The following is a 19,272-nucleotide window of genomic DNA, read 5'->3' as shown; positions in this document are numbered from 1 at the left end:
TGTCGTTTGAAGAGATGCTGCGCGGGCGAACCGAAGGATGGATCGTGGCGGCCCCGTAATGCATTGGTAATACGCGAGAAAAAGGCTTCGCTCGCCGTCGCGCGTTGCATCGATGTTGTCCTTGCGCGCAGGAGCCCAGCATTTCCGCTGGCCCTGATCGCGACGACATCGGGTTATGGATCGGTATACTGCCACCCCCGATCGCGGTGGGCACGACTCAGCGTCCGGCACCGGAACAAGGATCAGACGATGGACGATACGATTGGCTTCCCCGACCCCGGCCTCGACCTGTCCGACGGCTTCAGGCCGCACACCTCGCATTGGGGCGTGTTTTCCGCGCGTCAGGGCAAGGCCGGTCTCGAGGTCAGGGCCTATGCGGGCGATCCCGATCCGAACGGCATCATCGACAATTTCCCCGGCGCGCTGCGCCACCAGGCGCGCATTGCCCAGCCGGCGATCCGGCGCGGCTGGCTCGAGCGCGGGCCCGGTCCGGACGATCGCCGCGGTCGCGACGAATTCGTCTCCGTGAGCTGGGAGAAGGCGCTCGACCTGCTCGGCGACGAGCTCGGCCGCATCCGCGACACGCGCGGTCCCGGCGCCGTGTTCGGCGGCTCCTATGGCTGGTCCAGCGCGGGCCGCTTCCATCACGCCCAGAGCCAGGTGCATCGCTTCCTCAACATCGCGATGGGCGGCTATGTGCGCTCGGTGAACACCTACTCCTCCGGCGCGTCCTCGGTGCTGCTGCCGCAGATCCTTTGCGGCTATGAGGACATCACCAAGCGCAACGTCACCTGGGAGCAGATCGCGGGTCATACCGACATCGTGCTGGCGTTCGGCGGCATGGCGCTGAAGAACTCGATGGTGGCCGGCGGCTCGATCAGCAAGCATGTCGAGCGCGGCGCCATGGAAGCGGCGCGCCGGCGCGGCTGCGAGTTCATCCTGGTCAGCCCGCTGCGCGACGATCTTCCCGTCGAGGCCGGCGCCGAATGGATGACCTGCCTGCCCGGCACCGACACCGCCCTGATGCTCGGCATCGTCCACACGCTGGTCGCGGAAAACCTGCACGACCAGGCCTTCCTCGATCGCTACACCGAAGGCTGGCCCGTCTTCCTGCGCTATCTGAACGGGGAGAGCGACGGGCAAGCGAAGCACGCCGAATGGGCCGCCGCGATTTGCGGCGTCGCGGCGGAGACGATCCGCAAGCTTGCGCGCCGTGCCGCCGGCAAGCGCGCGCTGATCACCGTCTCGCATTCGCTCCAGCGCGCCGAACATGGCGAGCAGCCGGTATGGATGGGCATGGTGCTCGCGGCGGCGCTCGGCCAGATCGGTCTTCCCGGCGGCGGCTACGCCTATTCGCTCGGCGCGATCGGCTATTACGGTCGCCGCGTCAACGACGTGCCGGGACCGACGCTGGGGCAGGGCCGCAACGGCGTCGCCGATTTCATCCCGGTGGCGCGCATCGCCGACATGCTGCTCAATCCCGGCACCACCTATCGCTACAATGGCGAGACGCGCACCTATCCGGACATTCGCCTCGTCTACTGGGCCGGCGGCAATCCCTTCCATCACCACCAGGACATCAACCGCCTGCGCAAGGCCTTCGCGCAGCTCGACACCTTCGTCGTGCACGAGCTCGCCTGGACCGCGACGGCGCGGCATGCCGACATCGTGCTGCCCTCGACCATGACGCTGGAGCGCGAGGACATCGGCTATTCCACCAACGATCCCCTGATGGTCGCGATGCACCAGATCGCCGAGCCGTTCGGCCTGTCGCGCGACGATTACGACATCTTTGCCGATCTCGCCGAGCGTCTCGGCGCGCGCGAGCCCTTCACCGAAGGACGCACGTCGCGGCAGTGGCTGGAGCATCTCTACGAGCCGACCCGCGCCTCGCTTGCGAAGCGCGGCCTGGAGGCGCCGAGCTTCGACGAATTCTGGCGCCGCGGCAGCCTGGTGGTGCCGCAGCAGCCCGACGACGGCGGCCGGCTGCGCCGCTTCCGCGAGGATCCGGTCGATCACGCGCTGCCGACGCCGAGCGGCCGCATCGAGATTTTCTCACAGAAGATCGCAGGCCATGGCGATGCGGATTGTCCCGGCCATCCGGTTTGGCTGGACAAGACCGACATGCCCAAGCCCGGCGCGCCGTGCTTCCTCGTCGCCAACCAGCCGGTGACGCGCCTGCACAGCCAGCTCGATTTCGGCGGACATTCGCTCGGCGCAAAGCATCGCGGCCGCGAGGTCGCGCGCATGAACCCGGTTGATGCCGACGCGCGGGGCATCAAGGACGGCGACATCATCCGCCTGTTCAACGCGCGCGGCGCCTGCCTTGCCGCCGTCCACGTCACCGACGGGATTGCGGCCGGTGTCGTGCAATTGCCGACCGGCGCCTGGTACGATCCGATGGACCCCGAAGACGACGCCCCACTCTGCGTCCACGGCAATCCCAACGTGCTCACCCGCGACATCGGCACCTCGTCGTTTGCGCAGGGCTGCACGGGCCAGCTGACGGCGGTGGAGGTGGAGAAGTTCACCGGCAATCTGCCGCCGATCCGGGCGTTCGATCCTGTGTAGGGGCGTTTGCCCCTTGCTCCGTCATTGCGGGTGCGCCCCCCGTCAACAGCCAAGAAAAAGGGCCGCCCTGTGTGGGAGCAGGACGGCCCCGAGTGGCTCGGAGGCCCGGGAGGACAAGGGCGCGAGCCGGCGCATGTGGCAGGGCACTTGCGCCGAAGGCGAGACGAACGAGTTGCGTAGTCCGTAGTCCATTCCTTCCGCGCGAGACGACAGGCTATGCCGCCGCGCTTGCGGCCCAGTCCCTGTCCGCAGCAGGCCGGCGCCGCGGCTGTGCCTCGATCTCAAAGGGCTCTCTCTTGCTTGTGAGCCGCCACCGCGCCGGCGACTGGGCGGTGATGCGCTTGAAGACGGTCGAAAAATGCGCCTGCGTGCTGAAGCCGACGGCGAGGGCGATTTCGGCCAGCGGCCGCCCGGTCGTCGCCAGCAGCGTCTTTGCATGCTCGATCCGGTAGTTCAGCAGAAATTCGCGCGGACGATAGCCGGTCGCGGCACGGAACTGCGCCGCAAAGTGCATCCTGGAAAGACCGGCGACGCTCGCGAGCTCGGACAGGCTGATGCTGCGGTCGAAATGATCGGCGATGTGCTGCTCGACGCGCCGCAGCCGCCATTTCGGCAAGGCGTTGACCCGCGCGCGCGGCGGCTCCAGCCGCGCAAGATGCATCGCCAGCGTCTGGCCGATGCAGCGCGCGAACTGACGGTCGGCGGCATCGCCATGATCGGTCAGCGCCTTGGCGAGCTCGGCGGCCAGCGGGTCGCGCAGCAGGACGAGGTCGCCGAGGAGATCGCGAAGCCCGTCGCCTGCAACCGACTGCGCCGGCAAATGGTCGGCGGAGATGTGGAAGTGCAGGAAGGCGCAGGGCGCCTGGAATTGGGCACTGAGGGATTTCGACGGCGCGCTGACATAGAGCGTGCCCGCGGGCATCGTCCCGTCGAAGATGACCTGGCGGTCACGCGTCAATTTCGCGCGGGTGGTCTTCAGGGCAATGCCGACGAAATAGCGGTCCTCGGGCGTCGTGGCCTGATGCGACGAGGAATCCCTCAAATCCTCCCATCGCGAAATCGTGATGTCCTCGATCGCGGCATCCAGGTCGCCCTCGAGCCGCCGCCATCCGTTCTCCTTGTGGATCGCCTGTGCCTGACGGATCTGGTGATCCCGCGGGCCCGCCTGAAGACCAATCCAGGCATGTGCCACCTGCAAGTCGGTAAACATCGCTCGTCCTCTCTGCATCACGGTCGCTGGTGGCGACCGGCAAACCCCCAAAACCCAAAGCCGTCGACAAAGGCTTTCGAGAAGGCTCTCCATGCTCGAAGGATAGGCGCGCCCCCTGCAAGAAGCCCGTTAGTGATGATTAGGATGTGTTAGATTTTGTGCGAGCGCATATGGTGTGACAGCCCGCCGCAGGCGTCTGACTTCGTTAAACTTTTCAACTCCTTGCGTTGGCCGCAGCGGTGCGAGGAGGACGCGCGAGATGGCGTGTGATCAAGGCACCAATGCAGGGCTCGCGGCCTGCCTTCACTGGACCTCGCCTTGGTGCTGGCTATAGTCGCCGCGAATTTCGAGGATTTGGACGTGGTGGCAGGATGAGCGGGACGTGACCGGGCTCTCGGCAGGACATGGCTCCCGCAGCAATGCCACTGGAGCGAATCTCGATCTCGAGGCCGTCTCGTTCGGGCCGTTTTCCCTGAGGTCACGGCTGCTCGAGAAGGACGGCGCTCCCGTCAAGCTCGGCAGTCGCGCGATGGATATTCTGCGCCTGCTCGTCAGCCGCGCGGGCGAGGTGGTGCCGAAAAACGAGATCCTCAGCTACGCATGGTCGGGGCTTGCGGTCGAGGAGATCAGCCTGCGCGTCCATGTCGCCGAGCTGCGCAAGGTGCTCGGCGACGGCAAGGACGGCGCGCGCTACATCACCAACATCCCGAGCCGGGGCTATTGCTTCGTTGCGCCCGTGCAGCGCGGCGCGCCCGCAGCGGCGCCGGCGCCCGCGCCGAGCCCTGAACGCACGGCGCCGCCGCCATCTTTGCCGCATCGGCTGGACCGGATGATCGGACGGGACGATGTGCTGCCGGAACTGTCGGCGCGCCTGCTCAGCGACCGCTTCGTGACGCTGCGCGGGCCGGGCGGCATCGGCAAGACCACCGTTGCGACCGCGCTCGCCCACGACATGTGGCAGGCCTTCGAGGGCAACGTCCACTTCCTCGAATTCGGTCCGCTCAAGGACGCTGCGCTGGTCGCCAGCACGGTCGCGGCCGCGCTCGGCCTCGTGGTGCATCACGACGATCCCTCGGGCAGCATCGTCAACGTCCTGCGCGGACGGCGGCTGCTCCTGATCCTCGACAGTTGCGAGCACGTCATCGACGAGGTCGCGCGCCTCGCCGAGAGCATTTACCGCGAGGCCCCCGGCGTCGCCATCCTCGCCACCAGCCGCGAATCGCTGCTGGTGGAAGGCGAGCAGATCTTCGAGCTGGTTCCACTGCCGGGCCCGCCGCAAGGCGTCCGCCTCAGCGCCGGCGAGGTGATGGACTATCCCGCCGCGCAGCTGTTCGTCGATCGCGCCGCGGCCGCGGGGCACCGCGGCGACATCACGGATGAGGATGCCGAAATCCTCGCCGAGATCTGCGGCAAGCTCGACGGCATTGCGCTGGCGATCGAGCTCGCCGCCGTGCGCGTCGGCGTCTATGGATTGCGGGAGATGGCCGGGCTGCTCGACTCCAGGCTCAAGCTCGAATGGCGCGGGCGGCGGACGGCGCCGCCGCGGCAGCAGACGTTGGGGGCGACGCTCGACTGGAGCTTTGGCCTGATCGGCGAAAGCGAGCGCATCGTGTTCCAGCGGCTCGCCATCTTCGCCGGCCCCTTCACGCTCAACGGGGCGATCGCGATCGCGGCGGATGAAGGCGCAACGGCCGATCGCGTCGTCGAGGCACTGGAGCAGCTCGTCGCCAAATCGCTGGTGTCGGCGCAGCCGGATGGTGCGTCGCGCCGCTACCGCCTGCTCGATGCGACGCGCGCCTATGCGATGCAGAAGCTGACAGACACAGGCGAAATGGAGGCGATCGCGCGCCGTCACGCCGTCTATGTCCAGCGCACGCTCGAGGCCGGCATGATGGAGCAGGGGGCCGGCGACCAGGCGTCGCGCCTGCAGGAGCGTGCGAGCCTGCTCGCCGATGCCCGCGCGGCGCTGGAATGGTGCCATGCCGGGGATGACGGGGCCGCCCTGCGCGTGCCGCTCGCCGGCAGCTGCGCCAGACTGTTCGTCGAGCTCAATCTGCTCAACGAGGCGCGCATCTGGTCGGCTCGCGCACTCGCTGCGCTCGACGACGCCGGCCGCGGCGGCAGATGGGAGCTGGAGCTGCAGGCGACGCTCGGCCACGCCTTCATGTTCACGGCGCGCAACAGCGAGCAGGCCGAGGCCGCGCTGCGGCGCGGGCTCGAGATCGCGGAGGCGCTGGACGATCACGCCAACACGTTCAGGCTGCTGTCGCGGCTGAACATGTTTTACCGCCGCACCGGCGACTACAGGCATCTGGTGCCGACCGCGGTCCATGCCGAGCGGATCGCCCGGACGATCGGCGACACCGCGGGGATCGCGGGCAGCAAGGCCCTTCTCGGCGTCTCCTATCATCTTGCCGGCGACCAGGTCGCGGCGCAGGCCCATCTCGACGAGGGCGTGCGTGACTCTGCGGCGCTGCGCGGGACGCAGCCCGGACATTTCGCCTATTCGCGCACGCCGCAGATTCCGCTGGCGCGCGTGCTGTGGCTGCGCGGCTTTCCCGACCGCGCGCTCGACTGTGTCCGCCCGCTCGTCGGCGCGGCCGCACCGCGCGACGTGGTGATGCATTGCATCGCCCTGTGCTGGTCCGCTTCGGTGTTCGGCTGGGTCGGCGACTGGGCCGCCGTCGAGGCGATGACCGACCGCCTCGCGGCACATGCGAACATGCACGGTCTTGCTCCCTACGAAGCCGTCGCGACCGGCTTTCGTGCCCAGACCATGATCGCGCGCGGCGAGGCGGCGGGCGGCATCGATCTGCTGCGCACCGCGCTCGCCCGCCTGCACGCGGACCGCTACGAGCTCTACGCCTCGGCCTTTTCCGCGGATCTGGCGCATGGCCTCGCCGCCCTCGGACGCGTGACGGAGGGCGCTCAGGTCATTGGCGAAACCATTATCCGCGTCGAGCAGGGCGGCGGCGGCTTCGACGTGCCGGAGCTGCTGCGCCGGCGCGGCGAGCTCGAGGCGCGCGCCGGTGAGCTCGATGCGGCAGAGGCCAGCTTTGCCGCGTCGCTGGCTTTGGCTGAGCAGCAGGGCGCGCTGTCCTGGCGGCTGCGCACCGCGATGTCGCTGGTCCGATTGAAGCATCAACGCGGTGACAGGAAGCCGCTCGGCGAACTCGCCGCAACCTATGAGCTGTTCACGGAGGGATTCGAGACGGCGGATCTGACGGCGGCGCGGCTCATGCTGGGCAAGCCGCCGACTTAAGAAAGCTCAGTCGAATCGAAGCTCCGAGAGATCGACCGACACCATCAGCTCCTCGCGCAGCGGCATCAGATCCGCGTCGCGCAGATAGATCCGCCGGCGCGTCGGCAGCGTAAGGCCGGCGACGGTGACGGGCTCGGACGCATAATGCGCCGCCGGAAAGTTGCCGGCGATCTCGACCCGGTAGTCATGCCGGCGGATCAGCATGTCGGGGCCGAAATAGAAATCCTGCTCCAGGCTGTGGCTCGCGATCTCCGCCGGAAACCTCGCCCGCAATCCGCGCCAGACTTCCGTACCTTCCTGCCAGGGCTCGATCTCGCGGATTTCAAATCCGTCCGTCGCCAGCAGGAAGGGCGTGGTCATGGAGGTCCACAGCGCGCAACCCTCGAAATAGGCGCGGTGCAGCGGGTCCCAATGTGTCCGCATGTCGTGCCGCGCAAACGCGGCGCGCGGATTATTGCGCATCGCGACGATCCGTCCGTCCGCGGCGATGATTGCGACCCGCCCGGGGTTGAACGTGGCGCGCTGACCGGACTTGCCGAACGGCTCGACCGAGGCCCGCTCGCGATGGAGTTCGATCCCGATCGTGCGCGGCGCCTGATCCTGGTCGATGCCCTTCAGGGCCCATAAATCTCCTCCCGTCACCATCGTGCCGGTGAGGCGCCGGTGTGCATTCCATCGACCGAGGCCGCCATGCGCCTCGATCGCACTCGCCAGCAGCGGAAGCATCCGGCATCTCCATGGGATTTGTCGTCCCATGGAGATAGTCCACGACGGCGGCGAGGGCCCGTTAAGCCTTGTTAAGTGCCGTTTGTCCCGTTCAGCCCTTGTGCCCGTCGACCCGGGCAAGGAAGTCGCGCACGAGCGCGGCGATCTCGTCGGTCGCCTCGTCCAGCGCGAAGTGCCCGGCTTCGAGCAGGTGCACCTCCGCCTCCGGCACGTCGTCGCGATAGGCGGTGGCGCCCGCGACGGTGAAGGACGGATCGTATTTGCCCCACACCACCAGCGTCGGCGGTTTCGTCCTGCGCAGCCAGTCCTGCCACTTCGGATAGGACGCGACATTGGTCCGGTAGTCCAGAAACAGGGTGGTCTGGATCTCGGCCTGGCCGGGGCGCGTCAGGAACGCGTATTCGTCGGTCCATGTGTCGGGGTCGTAACGCTCTGGATGTGGCGTCGAGCCGAGATGCCGCTGACGCGTCGCGTCGAACGAGGTGAAGTTGGCCTTGAGCGCCTCGAGCTCACGCGCCGGATCGGCCCAGTATTTGCGGCGCGCCTCCCAGAGCGGGCTGAGGCCCTGTTCGTGCGAGACCGCGTTCTGGATGATGACGGCACGGACGCGTTCGGGATGCGCCAGCGCCATGCGGAAGCCGACCGGACCGCCATAGTCCTGCATCAACAGCACGTAGCTGGTGACGCCCAGCTTCTCGGTGAGCTCGCCGATCACGCCGGCGATGTTGTCGAACGTATAGGTGAAGTCGGACGGCGCCGGCGCGCTGCTGTTGCCGAAGCCGGGATAGTCCGGCGCGATCAGATGATATTTGTCGGCGAGCAGGGGCAGCAGCGGTTCCCACATTCGCGAGGATGAGGGAAAGCCGTGCAGCAGAAGCACGGCGGGCGCGTCTGCCCGGCCGGCTTCGCGATAGAATATCTTCAGGCCCCGGATCTCGACGCTGTGATAGCGGATCGAGCTGCGGCTCGATCGCAGCTCCTGCGCCGAGGCTTGTAGGGTTGCGCAGGCGAGGGCGGCCGAAACGGCGAGAGTGGCTGTCATGTTCATGTCATCGCTCCGTCGAGAGGCGCCATCACCGGCGCCTCTCGAATCTGACCGCATCGGGAATCTACGAGGCCTTCGCCAGCGGCTTGCCCTTGAGCGCAGCGAGCAGGGCCTGCGCAGCCGGGCCCGACGAGTGCGGGTTCTGGCCGGTGATCAGGAGCCCGTCGCTGACGACATGAGGAACCCAGTTGGCTTTCTTCGAGAAGGTCGCGCCGAGCCTGAGCATCTCGTCCTCGACCAGGAACGGCACCACCTTGGTGAGGCCGACCTCCTCCTCCTCGCCATTGGTGAAGCCGGTGAGCTCCTTGCCCTGCACCAGCGGCTTGCCGTCCGCCGTCTTGACGTGGCGCAGCGCGGCCGGGGAGTGGCAGACGATCGCGACATGCTTGCCGGCGGCGAAGAAGGATTCGATCAGCTTGACCGAGTTCGGGTCTTCGGCGAGGTCCCACATCGGTCCGTGACCGCCGGGATAGAACAGCGTGTCGAAATCCTCCTGCCTGACACTGTCGAGGCGGACGGTCTTGTCGAGCTGGGCTTCCGCGCCGGCGTCCGCCTCGAAGCGCAGCGTGAGGTCGGTGCGGAACTCGGGCTCGTTGCTCTTGGGGTCGAGCGGCGGACGGCCCCCCTTGGGCGAAGCAAGCGTGATCTCCGCGCCGGAATCCCTGAAGACATAATAGGGAGCGGCGAGCTCTTCGAGCCAGAAGCCGGTCTTGCGTCCGGTGTTGCCGAGCTGATCGTGCGAGGTGAGGACCATGAGGATCTTCATGACGGTCTCCTTGAGTGCGTCTGTTGCAATGACGCACTCCGATCTCACGGAGATGCGCCGGGCTTGTCTCGTTGCGGCCTCGAAACTCGTTCGTTGCCCGCAACACCAATCTGCGCCCAAGCCCGGCCGCCCGCTCGTTATGTATTGTTAGTCCTTGAGAGTGGAGAGCGCCCGTCCGGCGCTCGCGCAACCGTCACTCGAAGACGGCGTCGAAGATCTCGACATCCATCAGCACGGGCTTGGCGACCACGGTTCCGTCGGGCTGCAGCGCCTGCGCGCGCCGCAGCGTCGGCACCACGATGCCGCCGAAACTGTCATGGGCCCAGGAGTGATGAGCGACCTTGATTCCGAACAAGTCGTGATCCGTTCGCCGTTGCAGCGCGTTCTCGTCGAAATAGAAGATCTGCTCCGGCGCGAGCGTGATCAGGTTCGAGGGGAATTGCGCGCGCAGCCGCCGCCAGGTTTCGGCGTTCTCCTGCCAGGGCGGCAGTTCCTCGATCACGACATCGGGATGCGCGAGCAGGAACGGGCTGGCCAGGTAATTCCAGATCGCGGCGCCGCAGAAGAAGACGAGGTGCAGCTCGTCCGCGAGCAGGTCGGAGCCGGCATCGGGGAAGGCGAGGCTCGGATTGCGCCAGGTGCGCAGCACCTCACCGTCAACGCTCTCGATCGTGATCGCATCCGGTTGAAAGGAGCCGGAGTATTCGCCGCCGGTGATGCCGGTGAAGCGGACGGATTGCGTCCGGGTCGAGCCTTCCGCGGTGACATCCTTGAATTCCCTGGCATGCCCGGCGCTGGAGAACAATGTGCCGCCGACGGAAAGGTGGAGCGTGAACCGGTTCAAGCTATTCCAGCGGGCCAAACCGCCGCTGGCATCGAGTACGTCGTCAAGAAGAGCCATGTCCCGCCAAATCCACCTTGGAGCGCCATCACCATGGCGGGGCGCAGGCGGCTTGGCATGTTAGAAGTTGTTAGGAGTTGCGAGCAGGAATTTTGGCGGTATCCCGTTGAACACGCTGTCAATTCAGCGTGCCGAGCAGCTCCCTGGCGGCCACCAGATCGCGGGTCTCGAGGCCTTCCTGATAGCGTGCGACGAGCGGGGCGAGCAGCGTGCGTGCGTCGTCCCGTCGTCCGGCCTGATGCCAGACCCGGCCGAGGCTGATCGCGCCCCGCAATTCCCAGCCAAGCGCGCTCTGCCGCCGCGACAGGTCGAGCGATTTGCGCAGCCAGCTTTCGGCCTCCGGCACATTGCCCGACCGGGCCAGGATGTCGCCCTTGACCCTCAGCATCTCCGGCATGTCGAAGGATTCGCCGTGGTCAGGGACCTCCGCGATCGCCTCATCGATCGTGCGCAGGGCCTCGGCGGGCTGGTTCTGTGCCACGAGCCCTTCCGCGAGCGCCGTCGCAAACACCGTCGTCATGATCCGGTGACGCGACGCATAGAGCGTGGCCTGGCTGCTGCGAAGATGCTCGATGCCGCCGGCAAGGTCGCCGCGGCGCAGCATCAGCTCGCCTTTCTGGCCGATGCCGACGGCGTGATAGGGGCCGAGGAAGTGCCGCGCCGAATGATCGATCAGCCGGTCGATCAGGATCTCGGCATTGGCCCAGTCGCCGACCCAGAGGAACACGTAGATGGTCCAGATCAGGGAAATGCCGAGCGTGAGCGGCTGTTCGAGCAGCTCGGCCTCGCGCACCGTGTATCTGGCCGCCTCGATCGCGCGATCGGGCCGGCCGGTGAGCCAGAGCCCGCGCGCCAGCGCCACCAGCGCGACGATGCGGTCGTCATAGCCGAGATGCCCGATGTTCAGCCGCTGCGAGCCGGGATTGTGCACCATCGCGCTCTCGCAGAACTGCACGGCCTTGTCCTGGTTGCCGATCAGATGGTGGGCGACGCCCAGCATCCACTCCACGTTCAGCGCGGCAGCGCCATCGTTCAGCTTACGTGCAACGCTTTCGCCGTCGGTGCCGGTCCCGAGCGCGCCGTGGAAATCTCCGACCCTGGTCAAATAGATGTGCAGGCCGCGCAGCAGCCAGAGCTGCCAGTGCAGATCCTCGAGCTCGCGGGCAAGCTGGAGGCTGCGCGTGAAGGCGGCGCGGACCGCCTCCGTATTGCCTTGCGTGAACATCACGGAGACGCCGAGCGCGGCCTGCAGCGTCATCTCCTGGCGGCTGTCCAATGTGCCCGTTTCGGAAGCGGTCAGCGCCTGCTGGGTCCAGCGAAGACACTCCGTCAGCAGGGTCAGCTCGAGGAAGAATTGCGCGGCCGAGGCTGCGAGATCGACACCGAGCGTCCGGTCGCCGCCGTCCTGGAAGCTCCAGCTCAGCGCGGCCCGGACATTGGGCAGATGGTCGGCATAGGGCAGGAAGCCGCCCGCGCTCTGCAGGCCTGAGGATTTGAGCGCGATGTCGCGCAGCACATCGCGGAAATATTCGGCATGCGCGCGCGCCACGCGGGCCGCTTCGCCGTGCTCGGCGAGCTTGCCGCCGGCAAAGGCTCGCGTGGTGTCGAGCAGGCGGTAGCGCAGCCGTCGCTCCGCCGGCGAGGTTGCGATCAGCGATTTGGAGAGCAGGTTCGAGATGGCCTCGACCGCCTCGGATTCGCCGATGCCCTGGCTGGATGCGACCGCGAGCGCGGCTTCCAGGGTGAACGGCCCGACGAACACCGACAATCCGCGCAGCGTCGCGCTTTCCGCAGCCGGCAGCAGATCGTAGCTCCAGGCGAGCGCGGCGCTCAGGGTCTGGTGCCGCGGGATGGCGGTGCGCCGGCCCCGCCACAGCAGCGAGAAGCGATTGTCGAGCAGCGAGGCGGTTCCGGCGATGCCATAGGCGTTGACGCGGCCGGCCGCGAGTTCGATCGCAAGCGCGATGCCGTCCAGTCGCCGGCAGATCTCGGCGACGAGCGGAGCATCCTCCTCGCTGAGCTCGAACTCGCTCAGGCTTTCGGCAATGCGTTCCACGAAGAGCTGGCTTGCGGGATAAGCAAGGATGTCGGCAATGCCGAGGCCATCGCGCTCCGGCGGGCAATCCAGCGGAAACAGCCGGTGGACCCGCTCACCTTCGGCGCGGAAGGATTCGCGGCTGGTGGCCAGGACATGCAGCGCACTTGCCTCCTGGACGATGCGCTCGGCCAGTGGGGCGAGGTCGTCGAGGATGTGCTCGCAACTGTCGAACACCAAAAGCGTCCGCCGGCTGCGCAGGAACGTCAGCAAGCCCGGGATCGGGTCGTCGGAATTCACGGTCAGGCCGAGGGCGGCCGCGATGGTTCCAGGAATCAGCCGTGCATCCGTCAGCGCGCCGAAATCGACGAACCAAACCTGGCCGCCGAAGGCCTCCAGCTCGCGATGCGCGACGGCAAGCGCGACCGAGGTCTTGCCGATCCCGCCGGGGCCGACGACGGTGACGAAGCGATGCTGGGCGAGCTCGGCGACGATCTTCTCGACGGCGTCGTCCCGCCCGATCATGCGCGCCAAGGGCGAAGGCAGCGCGTGCGGCGAAGCGACAGGCGTGCCGGTCCGGCTCTCCGCGGCAGCAGCGCGAAGCAGCGGGGCGGCAAAGCAATAGCCGCGTCCGGGCACGTTGACGACATAGCGCGAGGCTTCACCGGCGTCGCCGAGCGCCTTGCGCAGGGTCGTGATGTGGAAGCGCAGGCTGCCTTCGTCGACGTTGACGTCGGACCACACCCGCTTGATCAACTCCCGCTTGTCCACGACCTCGCCGGCGCGCTCGGCGAGAAAAATCAGGATGTCGAGCGCGCGTCCGCCGAGGTGGAGCGGAGCGCCGTCCTTCTCCAGCAACCGCGACTTTGCGAACAGCCGGAATGGTCCGAAGGAAATGGCCGAATCCTGGTCGCTCGTGTCCGGCACGGGCCAATGGCTCCAATGAAAAGGGCGACGATCTGGTCTAGCAGAACGCGACTGTGAGTAAACTAATCGAAAGTGGCGAAATCGGGTGACGCGCGCGGCGCATCAGGGGGAGTAAGCCTCGCAAATTTTGCTTAAACGCGAACAGCTTGTCACTCGCCCGCGACAATTCGTCAGTGTGCTTGACCGTCGCATCAACAGGCTCTGCCGCAGCAGGCTGCGTGGCGCCGATCATAACAAAATCTTGCAACGTCTAACGGGCGGAACCGGCGCGACGCAGCCAGTATAGGGCTCGAGTTAGGTCCTATCCCAACGGGAGGCTGTCATGTCCGCCATCGGCTCCATGCCGAACGGCAGTGCCGTTCGATCTCAGTTCATCGCAGGTCTCGACGATCAGTCGGGTGATTGGGAGCTTGTGCTGCGGGAATCCCATCACCGCATGAAGAACACGCTGACGCTGCTGGGTGCGTCAGTCCGCCGCGACTTTACGCGGGCGGGCACCAGTGACGTCTCGCAGGCAGTGGACCGGTTCGAGCGCCGCATCGTCGCCTTCGGCAGGCTCTATCAGCTGCTGTCGGACAACGACGATCCGGTGCCGGTCGCGGTCGCGCCCTTCTTCGAGAATCTGTGCGGCGCGATCTCGGAGGCCGTGCTGGAGCCGGCGGGGATCCGCTGCGAGGCCGCGATCGAGAGCGGCACGCTGTCGGCATCGCAATGTCACAGGCTCGCGCTGATGCTGACGGAGCTGGTCACGAACGCGGCGAAGCATGCCTTCCCGAACAAGAAGGGTGCACTGATCCGCGTCGACGTCGTGCGCCGCGACGGCGCCTGGGTCTGCACCGTCGCCGACAACGGCATCGGCGCGACCGGTCCGCTCCAGGGCACCGGCAGCCGCATCCTCGAAGGGCTCGCCCGCAGCATTCATGCGCGGCTGCAAGGCGAGGCCGGGCAGGGCGGCACGCAAGTGAGCATCGTAATGCCAACCACCGCCTGAAATCACAGCCGCAACTCACAGCACGGGAGTTTCACATGGCCACACTCGAAATCGATCGCGACGCAGCAGCGAAGCCATCGGCCTCGCGCAGCGTCGATCTCAAGCTCGAAGTCGTCGTCATTCCGGTGTCCGACGTCGACCGCGCCAAGGCGTTCTATGCGCGCCTCGGCTGGCGGCTGGATGCCGACTTTGCCTCGGGTGACGGCTGGCGCGTGATCCAGTTCACGCCGCCGGGCTCGGCCTGCTCCGTGATCTTCGGCAGCAACGTCACGGCGGCAGCGCCGGGTTCGGCGCGCGGCCTGTATCTGATCGTCTCCGATCTGGAGGCCGCACGAAAGGATCTGCTCGGCCGCGGTATTGCCGTCAGCGAGCCGTTCCACGGTGGCGGCGATGTTCATGCAGGTCCCGATGAGCCGTATCTGTTCGGCAGCGTCCGGGCCGGCGGCGCCGATCCGAAGCGCGGCAGCTACAGCTCGTTCGCCTCGTTCAGCGACCCCGACGGCAATGGCTGGCTGTTCCAGGAAGTCACGACGCGACTGCCTGGCCGCATCGAGGCGGACGTCACGGCATTCGCATCGCAGACCGATCTCGCCGCGGCGCTGCGCCGCGCCTCAGTGGCACATGGCGAGCACGAGAAGCGGACCGGCGGTCACGACGAGAACTGGGCGGACTGGTACGCCGACTACATCGTGCGCGAGCAGGCCGGTCAGACGCTGCCGTTGTGAAAATTCCTGCTGTCCTGAATCACGGCGCGCGATGACCTGGTCGTCGCGCGCCGTTCTGCGTTGGACCGCGCGCATCGACGATCATGCTTGCTGATTGCAATCGCGCGGGACTCGCAACGGCTAACGCGCCCTAACAAGCCATAACGAGCCAATTGCCGTTGCCTGCATCAATCTCCCTCCACGACGAACCGACGCTTCGGGTTCGAACGCGGACAACGGCACAGGCCAAAGCAAGGGAGACCCACGATGACCACGCAAGCACGCAACGACATCCTCAACCCCGACCGCCGTCAATTGCTCGGCCAGGCCGCGATGACGGCTGTGGCCGCCAGCGTATCCAGCCTGCTGCCGCTGCGTCCGGCCAAGGCGGCTGCGAGCGGTGCGATCCGCCCGTTCAGCGTCAATATCCCCGAGGAGGATCTGCTCGATCTGCGCCGGCGCCTCGCGGCGACGCGCTGGCCGGATCGCGAGATCGTCGCCGATCAGTCGCAGGGCGTACAGCTCACGACCGTGCAGCAGCTCGTCCGCTACTGGCAGAACGACTACGACTGGCGCAGGATCGAGGCGCGGCTGAACAGCTTTCCGCAATTCGTCACCGAGATCGACGGCGTCGACATCCATTTCATTCACGTGCGTTCCCGCCATGAGAACGCGCTGCCGATGATCGTCACGCACGGCTGGCCCGGCTCGATCATCGAGCAGATCAAGATCGTGGGACCGCTCACCGATCCCACCGCGCATGGCGCGAAGGCGGCCGACGCGTTCGATCTCGTGATCCCCTCGCTTCCCGGTCACGGCTTCTCCGGCAAGCCCGCCGCGCTCGGCTGGGATCCCCAGCGCATTGCTCGCGCCTGGATCGTGCTGATGAAGCGGCTCGGCTACAACCGCTACGTCGCGCAAGGCGGCGATTGGGGCAATGCCGTCACCGAGCAGATGGCGCTGATCGCGCCGCCCGAGCTGCTCGGCATCCACACCAACATGCCCGCGACCGTGCCCGATGACATCGCCACGGCGCTTCAGCCCGGCGGGGCGCGGCCGTCGAACCTCTCGGGCGACGAGAAGATCGCCTACGACCAGCTCGACGACTTCTACAAGCACGGTCTCGGCTATGCGATCGAGATGTCGAACCGGCCGCAGACGCTCTATGGCCTCGTCGACTCGCCCGCGGGCCTTGCGTCCTGGATGCTCGATCACGACGCACGCAGCGCCGCGATGATCGCGCGGGTGTTCGACGGCAAGACCGAAGGGCTGTCGCGCGACGACGTGGTCGACAACATCACGCTCTATTGGCTCACCAACACCGCGGTGTCGTCGGCGCGGCTCTATTGGGAGAACAAGCTGGTGTTCTTCGCGCCGAAGCACGTGAAGATCCCGGTCGCCGTCAGCGTCTTTCCCGACGAGATCTATGCCGCGCCGCGGAGCTGGGCCGAGAAGGCCTATCCGAAGCTGATGCACTACAACCGCCTCGACAGAGGCGGCCACTTCGCCGCCTGGGAGCAGCCCGCGCTGTTCTCCGCGGAGATGCGCACCGCGTTCCGCCCGCTGCGCCAGTCGATCTGAAACCAGTACATAACAGGAGTGAAACCATGAACCGTTCAGAACGCACTTTCACCGCCGGCGACATCCGTCTCGAACGCCGCCTGCCGTCCTATTGGCGCGTCACCTTCAACATGCCGCCGGTGAACATCTTCGGCCCAAAACACCTTCCGCTGCTCAACGACGTCGTCACGGCGATCGAAACCGATCCGCAGGTGAAGGTCGTCGTGTTCGACAGCGCCGTCGAAGGCTTCTTCATCACGCATTACGACTTCCTCGCGCCGCTCGAAGACTCCCTCAAGGTCCCGCCGGGACCGACCGGTCTGCAGTCGCTGCCTGACACATTGGTCCGTCTCAGCCGTGCGCCTGTCGTCTCCATCGCCTCGATCCGGGGCCGCGCGACCGGCGTCGGCAGCGAGCTTGCGCTGGCCAGCGACATGCGCTTTGCCAGCCGCGAGAAGGCGATCCTGTCGCAATGGGAGGTCGGCGCCGGCCTCGTGCCCGGCGGCGGACCGATGGCGCGGCTGCCGCGCCTGATGGGCCGCGGCCGTGCGCTCGAGGTGCTGCTCAGCGCCGACGACATTCATGGCGATCTCGCCGAGCGCTATGGCTACGTCAACCGGTCGCTGCCGGATGCCGAGCTCGACGGCTTTGTCGAGGCGCTCGCGATGCGCATCGCCTCGTTCGACAAGGAAGCCATCGCCGAGACCAAGCGGCTCGTCGATATCGCAAGCCTGCCGCCGGACGCCGAGATCAAGCCGGAGTGGGACGCGTTTCTGGGCGCGCTCGGCCGCCCCGCGAGCCAGACGCGTATCAAGGCGTTGATGGCGCGCGGCTTCCACCGTGCCGGCGATGTCGAAAACCGGCTCGGCTTCCACGTTGGACAGATTGGTAGCTAAAGCGTTTTCAAGCGAAGTGGATACCGGTTCGCGTGAAGAAAACGCGTCAGGACAAGAAATCTGACCTCCGTTCCGATTCATCGGAACGGAGGTCAGGAACCGCTGCGGCGATCGGCCGGTTGGAACGGCGACAGGCGGTCGCGCCAATGTCGCTTTCCTCCGGTACCGAGCGCCGGTGCTTGAAATCAAACAAGGAGAACTAAGATGATCCGCAAGGCAACAGCAGTCTGGAAGGGCACCGGTCGCGATGGCACGGGCCACCTGTCGAGCGAGTCCGGCGTCCTGGCCCAGACGCCCTATTCGTTCAAGACCCGTTTCGAGAACGAGAAGGGCACCAATCCCGAGGAATTGATCGCCGCTGCCCATGCCGGCTGCTTTACCATGGCGCTGGCCTTCGGCCTGCAGATGGCAGGCTTCACGCCGGACGAGCTGTCGACCGAAGCCGCCGTCACGCTCGAGCCCGAGGGCAAGGGTTTCAAGATCAGCAAATCCGCGCTGACCCTGCGCGCCAAGGTGCCCAACCTCGACGACGCCGGCTTTGCGAAGATCGCCGGCGACGCCGAGAAGAACTGTCCGATATCCAAGGCGCTCAACGCGACGATCACGCTCGACGCCAAATTGGGCTGAGCCAGCACAGGAAACGCCGCCATGCCCCGCGCGCATCAGCCGGACGAAGACAGGTTTCGGGCCATCCTGCCCGAGGACGTCGCATGGCAGCCGTTTCCCGCCTTTCCGCCGGGCGCGCGGCTGGCCGTGATGGTCGGCCACCCCAGCGAACCCGGACCTTACGTGGTCCGGGTGAAGGTGCCCGGCGGCACCAGGCTGATGCCGCACAAGCATCCGGAGGATCGGATCTACACGGTGATGTCGGGTGTCTTCTACATCGGGCTCGGCGAGCAGTTCGACGGCGACAAGGTCAAGGCCTATCCGCCCGGCAGCGTCATCGTGCTGCCGGGCGAGACCTGGCATTTTCACTGGGCCAAATCCGGAGAATATGTCACGCAGGTCTCCGCCATCGGCCCGCTGGGCCTCGAATATCACGACGCGCATGATGATCCGCGCTTGCATCCGGGCGCGGACAAGCGCTGACTATGGCGACGAAAACGAATGGAGCATCAGATGACGACTGAGCGCGCAGTTCTGGCGGGGGGCTGTTTCTGGGGCATGCAGGATCTCATCCGCAAGCAGCCGGGCGTGATCTCGACCCGCGTCGGCTACACCGGCGGCCACGTGAAGAACGCCACCTACCGCAATCACGAGGGCCACGCCGAAGCGATCGAGATCATCTTCAATCCCGCAAAGACGAGCTTCCGCACCATGCTGGAGTTCTTCTTCCAGATTCATGATCCGACGACGCTCAACCGTCAGGGCAACGATCGCGGCACGAGTTACCGCTCCGCGATCTTCTACACCAGCGACGAGCAGAAGCGGATCGCCGAGGACACCATCGCCGACGTCGAGGCCTCCGGCCTGTGGCCCGGCAAGGTCGTCACCGAGGTCGCACCTGTAGCCGAGTTCTGGGAAGCCGAGCCCGAGCATCAGGATTATCTCGAGCGCTATCCTGACGGCTACACCTGTCACTTCATCCGGCCGGACTGGAAGCTGCCGCGCCGCGCGGCTGCCGCGGGAGGCTAGAGCGTTTTCGAGCGAAGCGGATCCGGTTCGCGTCAAGAAGACG

The 19,272-nt window shown here is 66.6% G+C and carries 15 protein-coding genes; 9 read left to right on the top strand and 6 right to left on the bottom strand.

Annotated features, from left to right (window positions below):
- The first annotated feature begins 249 nt into the window (after positions 1-249).
- On the top strand, positions 250-2,571 hold the full coding sequence (locus JQ617_RS11300) for a molybdopterin guanine dinucleotide-containing S/N-oxide reductase (protein ID WP_212026379.1): 2,322 nt from the start codon (positions 250-252) through the stop codon (positions 2,569-2,571).
- 214 nt (positions 2,572-2,785) lie between these two features.
- Here JQ617_RS11300 and JQ617_RS11295 read toward each other — a convergent pair whose 3' ends face one another.
- Complete coding sequence (locus JQ617_RS11295; RefSeq protein WP_212026378.1) at positions 2,786-3,781, bottom strand: helix-turn-helix domain-containing protein; 996 nt, start codon at positions 3,779-3,781, stop codon at positions 2,786-2,788.
- Between the two features lie 382 nt (positions 3,782-4,163).
- Between JQ617_RS11295 and JQ617_RS11290 the strand changes: the two genes are divergently transcribed.
- Complete coding sequence (locus JQ617_RS11290) at positions 4,164-7,043, top strand: ATP-binding protein (protein WP_212026377.1); 2,880 nt, start codon at positions 4,164-4,166, stop codon at positions 7,041-7,043.
- Positions 7,044-7,049: 6 nt separating this feature from the next.
- On the opposite strand, the gene JQ617_RS11285 is transcribed toward JQ617_RS11290, so the two are convergent.
- The 5 genes from JQ617_RS11285 to JQ617_RS11265 form a co-directional block, all read right to left on the bottom strand.
- The gene (locus JQ617_RS11285) at positions 7,050-7,769 is read right to left on the bottom strand and encodes a hypothetical protein (protein ID WP_212026376.1); all 720 of its coding nucleotides are present in this window, start codon (positions 7,767-7,769) and stop codon (positions 7,050-7,052) included.
- Between the two features lie 91 nt (positions 7,770-7,860).
- Positions 7,861-8,817, bottom strand: a complete 957-nt coding sequence (locus tag JQ617_RS11280) for an alpha/beta fold hydrolase (RefSeq protein WP_212026375.1) — start codon at positions 8,815-8,817, stop codon at positions 7,861-7,863.
- 61 nt (positions 8,818-8,878) lie between these two features.
- Positions 8,879-9,580, bottom strand: a complete 702-nt coding sequence (locus JQ617_RS11275) for a type 1 glutamine amidotransferase domain-containing protein (protein WP_212026374.1) — start codon at positions 9,578-9,580, stop codon at positions 8,879-8,881.
- Positions 9,581-9,773: 193 nt separating this feature from the next.
- Positions 9,774-10,481: a hypothetical protein gene (locus tag JQ617_RS11270; protein WP_212026373.1), complete on the bottom strand. Its 708-nt coding sequence runs from the start codon at positions 10,479-10,481 to the stop codon at positions 9,774-9,776.
- 118 nt (positions 10,482-10,599) lie between these two features.
- The gene (locus tag JQ617_RS11265) at positions 10,600-13,443 is read right to left on the bottom strand and encodes an ATP-binding protein (protein WP_212026372.1); all 2,844 of its coding nucleotides are present in this window, start codon (positions 13,441-13,443) and stop codon (positions 10,600-10,602) included.
- A gap of 322 nt (positions 13,444-13,765) precedes the next feature.
- Between JQ617_RS11265 and JQ617_RS11260 the strand changes: the two genes are divergently transcribed.
- The 7 genes from JQ617_RS11260 (at position 13,766) to msrA (ending at position 19,229) form a co-directional block, all read left to right on the top strand.
- Positions 13,766-14,434 (top strand): sensor histidine kinase, encoded by a 669-nt coding sequence (locus tag JQ617_RS11260; RefSeq protein WP_212026371.1) that lies wholly within the window; start codon positions 13,766-13,768, stop codon positions 14,432-14,434.
- A 35-nt stretch (positions 14,435-14,469) separates the two neighbouring features.
- Positions 14,470-15,159, top strand: a complete 690-nt coding sequence (locus JQ617_RS11255) for a VOC family protein (RefSeq protein ID WP_212026370.1) — start codon at positions 14,470-14,472, stop codon at positions 15,157-15,159.
- Between the two features lie 246 nt (positions 15,160-15,405).
- Positions 15,406-16,719 carry an epoxide hydrolase family protein gene (locus JQ617_RS11250; protein WP_212026369.1) on the top strand — a complete coding sequence of 438 codons (1,314 nt, stop codon included), beginning with the start codon at positions 15,406-15,408 and terminating at the stop codon, positions 16,717-16,719.
- Positions 16,720-16,745: 26 nt separating this feature from the next.
- Positions 16,746-17,594 (top strand): enoyl-CoA hydratase/isomerase family protein, encoded by an 849-nt coding sequence (locus tag JQ617_RS11245; protein WP_212026368.1) that lies wholly within the window; start codon positions 16,746-16,748, stop codon positions 17,592-17,594.
- A gap of 204 nt (positions 17,595-17,798) precedes the next feature.
- On the top strand, positions 17,799-18,221 hold the full coding sequence (locus JQ617_RS11240) for an OsmC family protein (protein ID WP_212026367.1): 423 nt from the start codon (positions 17,799-17,801) through the stop codon (positions 18,219-18,221).
- Between the two features lie 21 nt (positions 18,222-18,242).
- Positions 18,243-18,683, top strand: coding sequence for a cupin domain-containing protein (locus tag JQ617_RS11235; RefSeq protein WP_212026366.1), 441 nt, complete (start codon positions 18,243-18,245; stop codon positions 18,681-18,683).
- 30 nt (positions 18,684-18,713) lie between these two features.
- Positions 18,714-19,229 (top strand): peptide-methionine (S)-S-oxide reductase MsrA, encoded by a 516-nt coding sequence (gene msrA / locus JQ617_RS11230; protein WP_212026365.1) that lies wholly within the window; start codon positions 18,714-18,716, stop codon positions 19,227-19,229.
- Positions 19,230-19,272: the final 43 nt, after the last annotated feature.

This window comes from Bradyrhizobium sp. KB893862 SZCCT0404, assembly GCF_018130885.1.
GTDB classification, from domain to species: Bacteria; Pseudomonadota; Alphaproteobacteria; order Rhizobiales; family Xanthobacteraceae; genus Bradyrhizobium; species Bradyrhizobium stylosanthis.
This window is presented reverse-complemented; position numbering and strand designations above follow the sequence as displayed.

Bases quoted from the DNA above. Each gene is read 5' to 3' on its own strand.
- JQ617_RS11260 (WP_212026371.1), top strand. From the start codon at position 13,766: ATGTCCGCCATCGGCTCCATGCCGAACGGCAGTGCCGTTCGATCTCAG.
- JQ617_RS11285 (WP_212026376.1), bottom strand. From the start codon at position 7,769: ATGCTTCCGCTGCTGGCGAGTGCGATCGAGGCGCATGGCGGCCTCGGT.
- JQ617_RS11300 (WP_212026379.1), top strand. From the start codon at position 250: ATGGACGATACGATTGGCTTCCCCGACCCCGGCCTCGACCTGTCCGAC.
- JQ617_RS11235 (WP_212026366.1), top strand. From the start codon at position 18,243: ATGCCCCGCGCGCATCAGCCGGACGAAGACAGGTTTCGGGCCATCCTG.
- JQ617_RS11280 (WP_212026375.1), bottom strand. From the start codon at position 8,817: ATGAACATGACAGCCACTCTCGCCGTTTCGGCCGCCCTCGCCTGCGCA.
- JQ617_RS11255 (WP_212026370.1), top strand. From the start codon at position 14,470: ATGGCCACACTCGAAATCGATCGCGACGCAGCAGCGAAGCCATCGGCC.
- JQ617_RS11275 (WP_212026374.1), bottom strand. From the start codon at position 9,580: ATGAAGATCCTCATGGTCCTCACCTCGCACGATCAGCTCGGCAACACC.
- msrA (WP_212026365.1), top strand. From the start codon at position 18,714: ATGACGACTGAGCGCGCAGTTCTGGCGGGGGGCTGTTTCTGGGGCATG.
- JQ617_RS11295 (WP_212026378.1), bottom strand. From the start codon at position 3,781: ATGTTTACCGACTTGCAGGTGGCACATGCCTGGATTGGTCTTCAGGCG.
- JQ617_RS11270 (WP_212026373.1), bottom strand. From the start codon at position 10,481: ATGGCTCTTCTTGACGACGTACTCGATGCCAGCGGCGGTTTGGCCCGC.
- JQ617_RS11245 (WP_212026368.1), top strand. From the start codon at position 16,746: ATGAACCGTTCAGAACGCACTTTCACCGCCGGCGACATCCGTCTCGAA.
- JQ617_RS11240 (WP_212026367.1), top strand. From the start codon at position 17,799: ATGATCCGCAAGGCAACAGCAGTCTGGAAGGGCACCGGTCGCGATGGC.
- JQ617_RS11250 (WP_212026369.1), top strand. From the start codon at position 15,406: ATGACCACGCAAGCACGCAACGACATCCTCAACCCCGACCGCCGTCAA.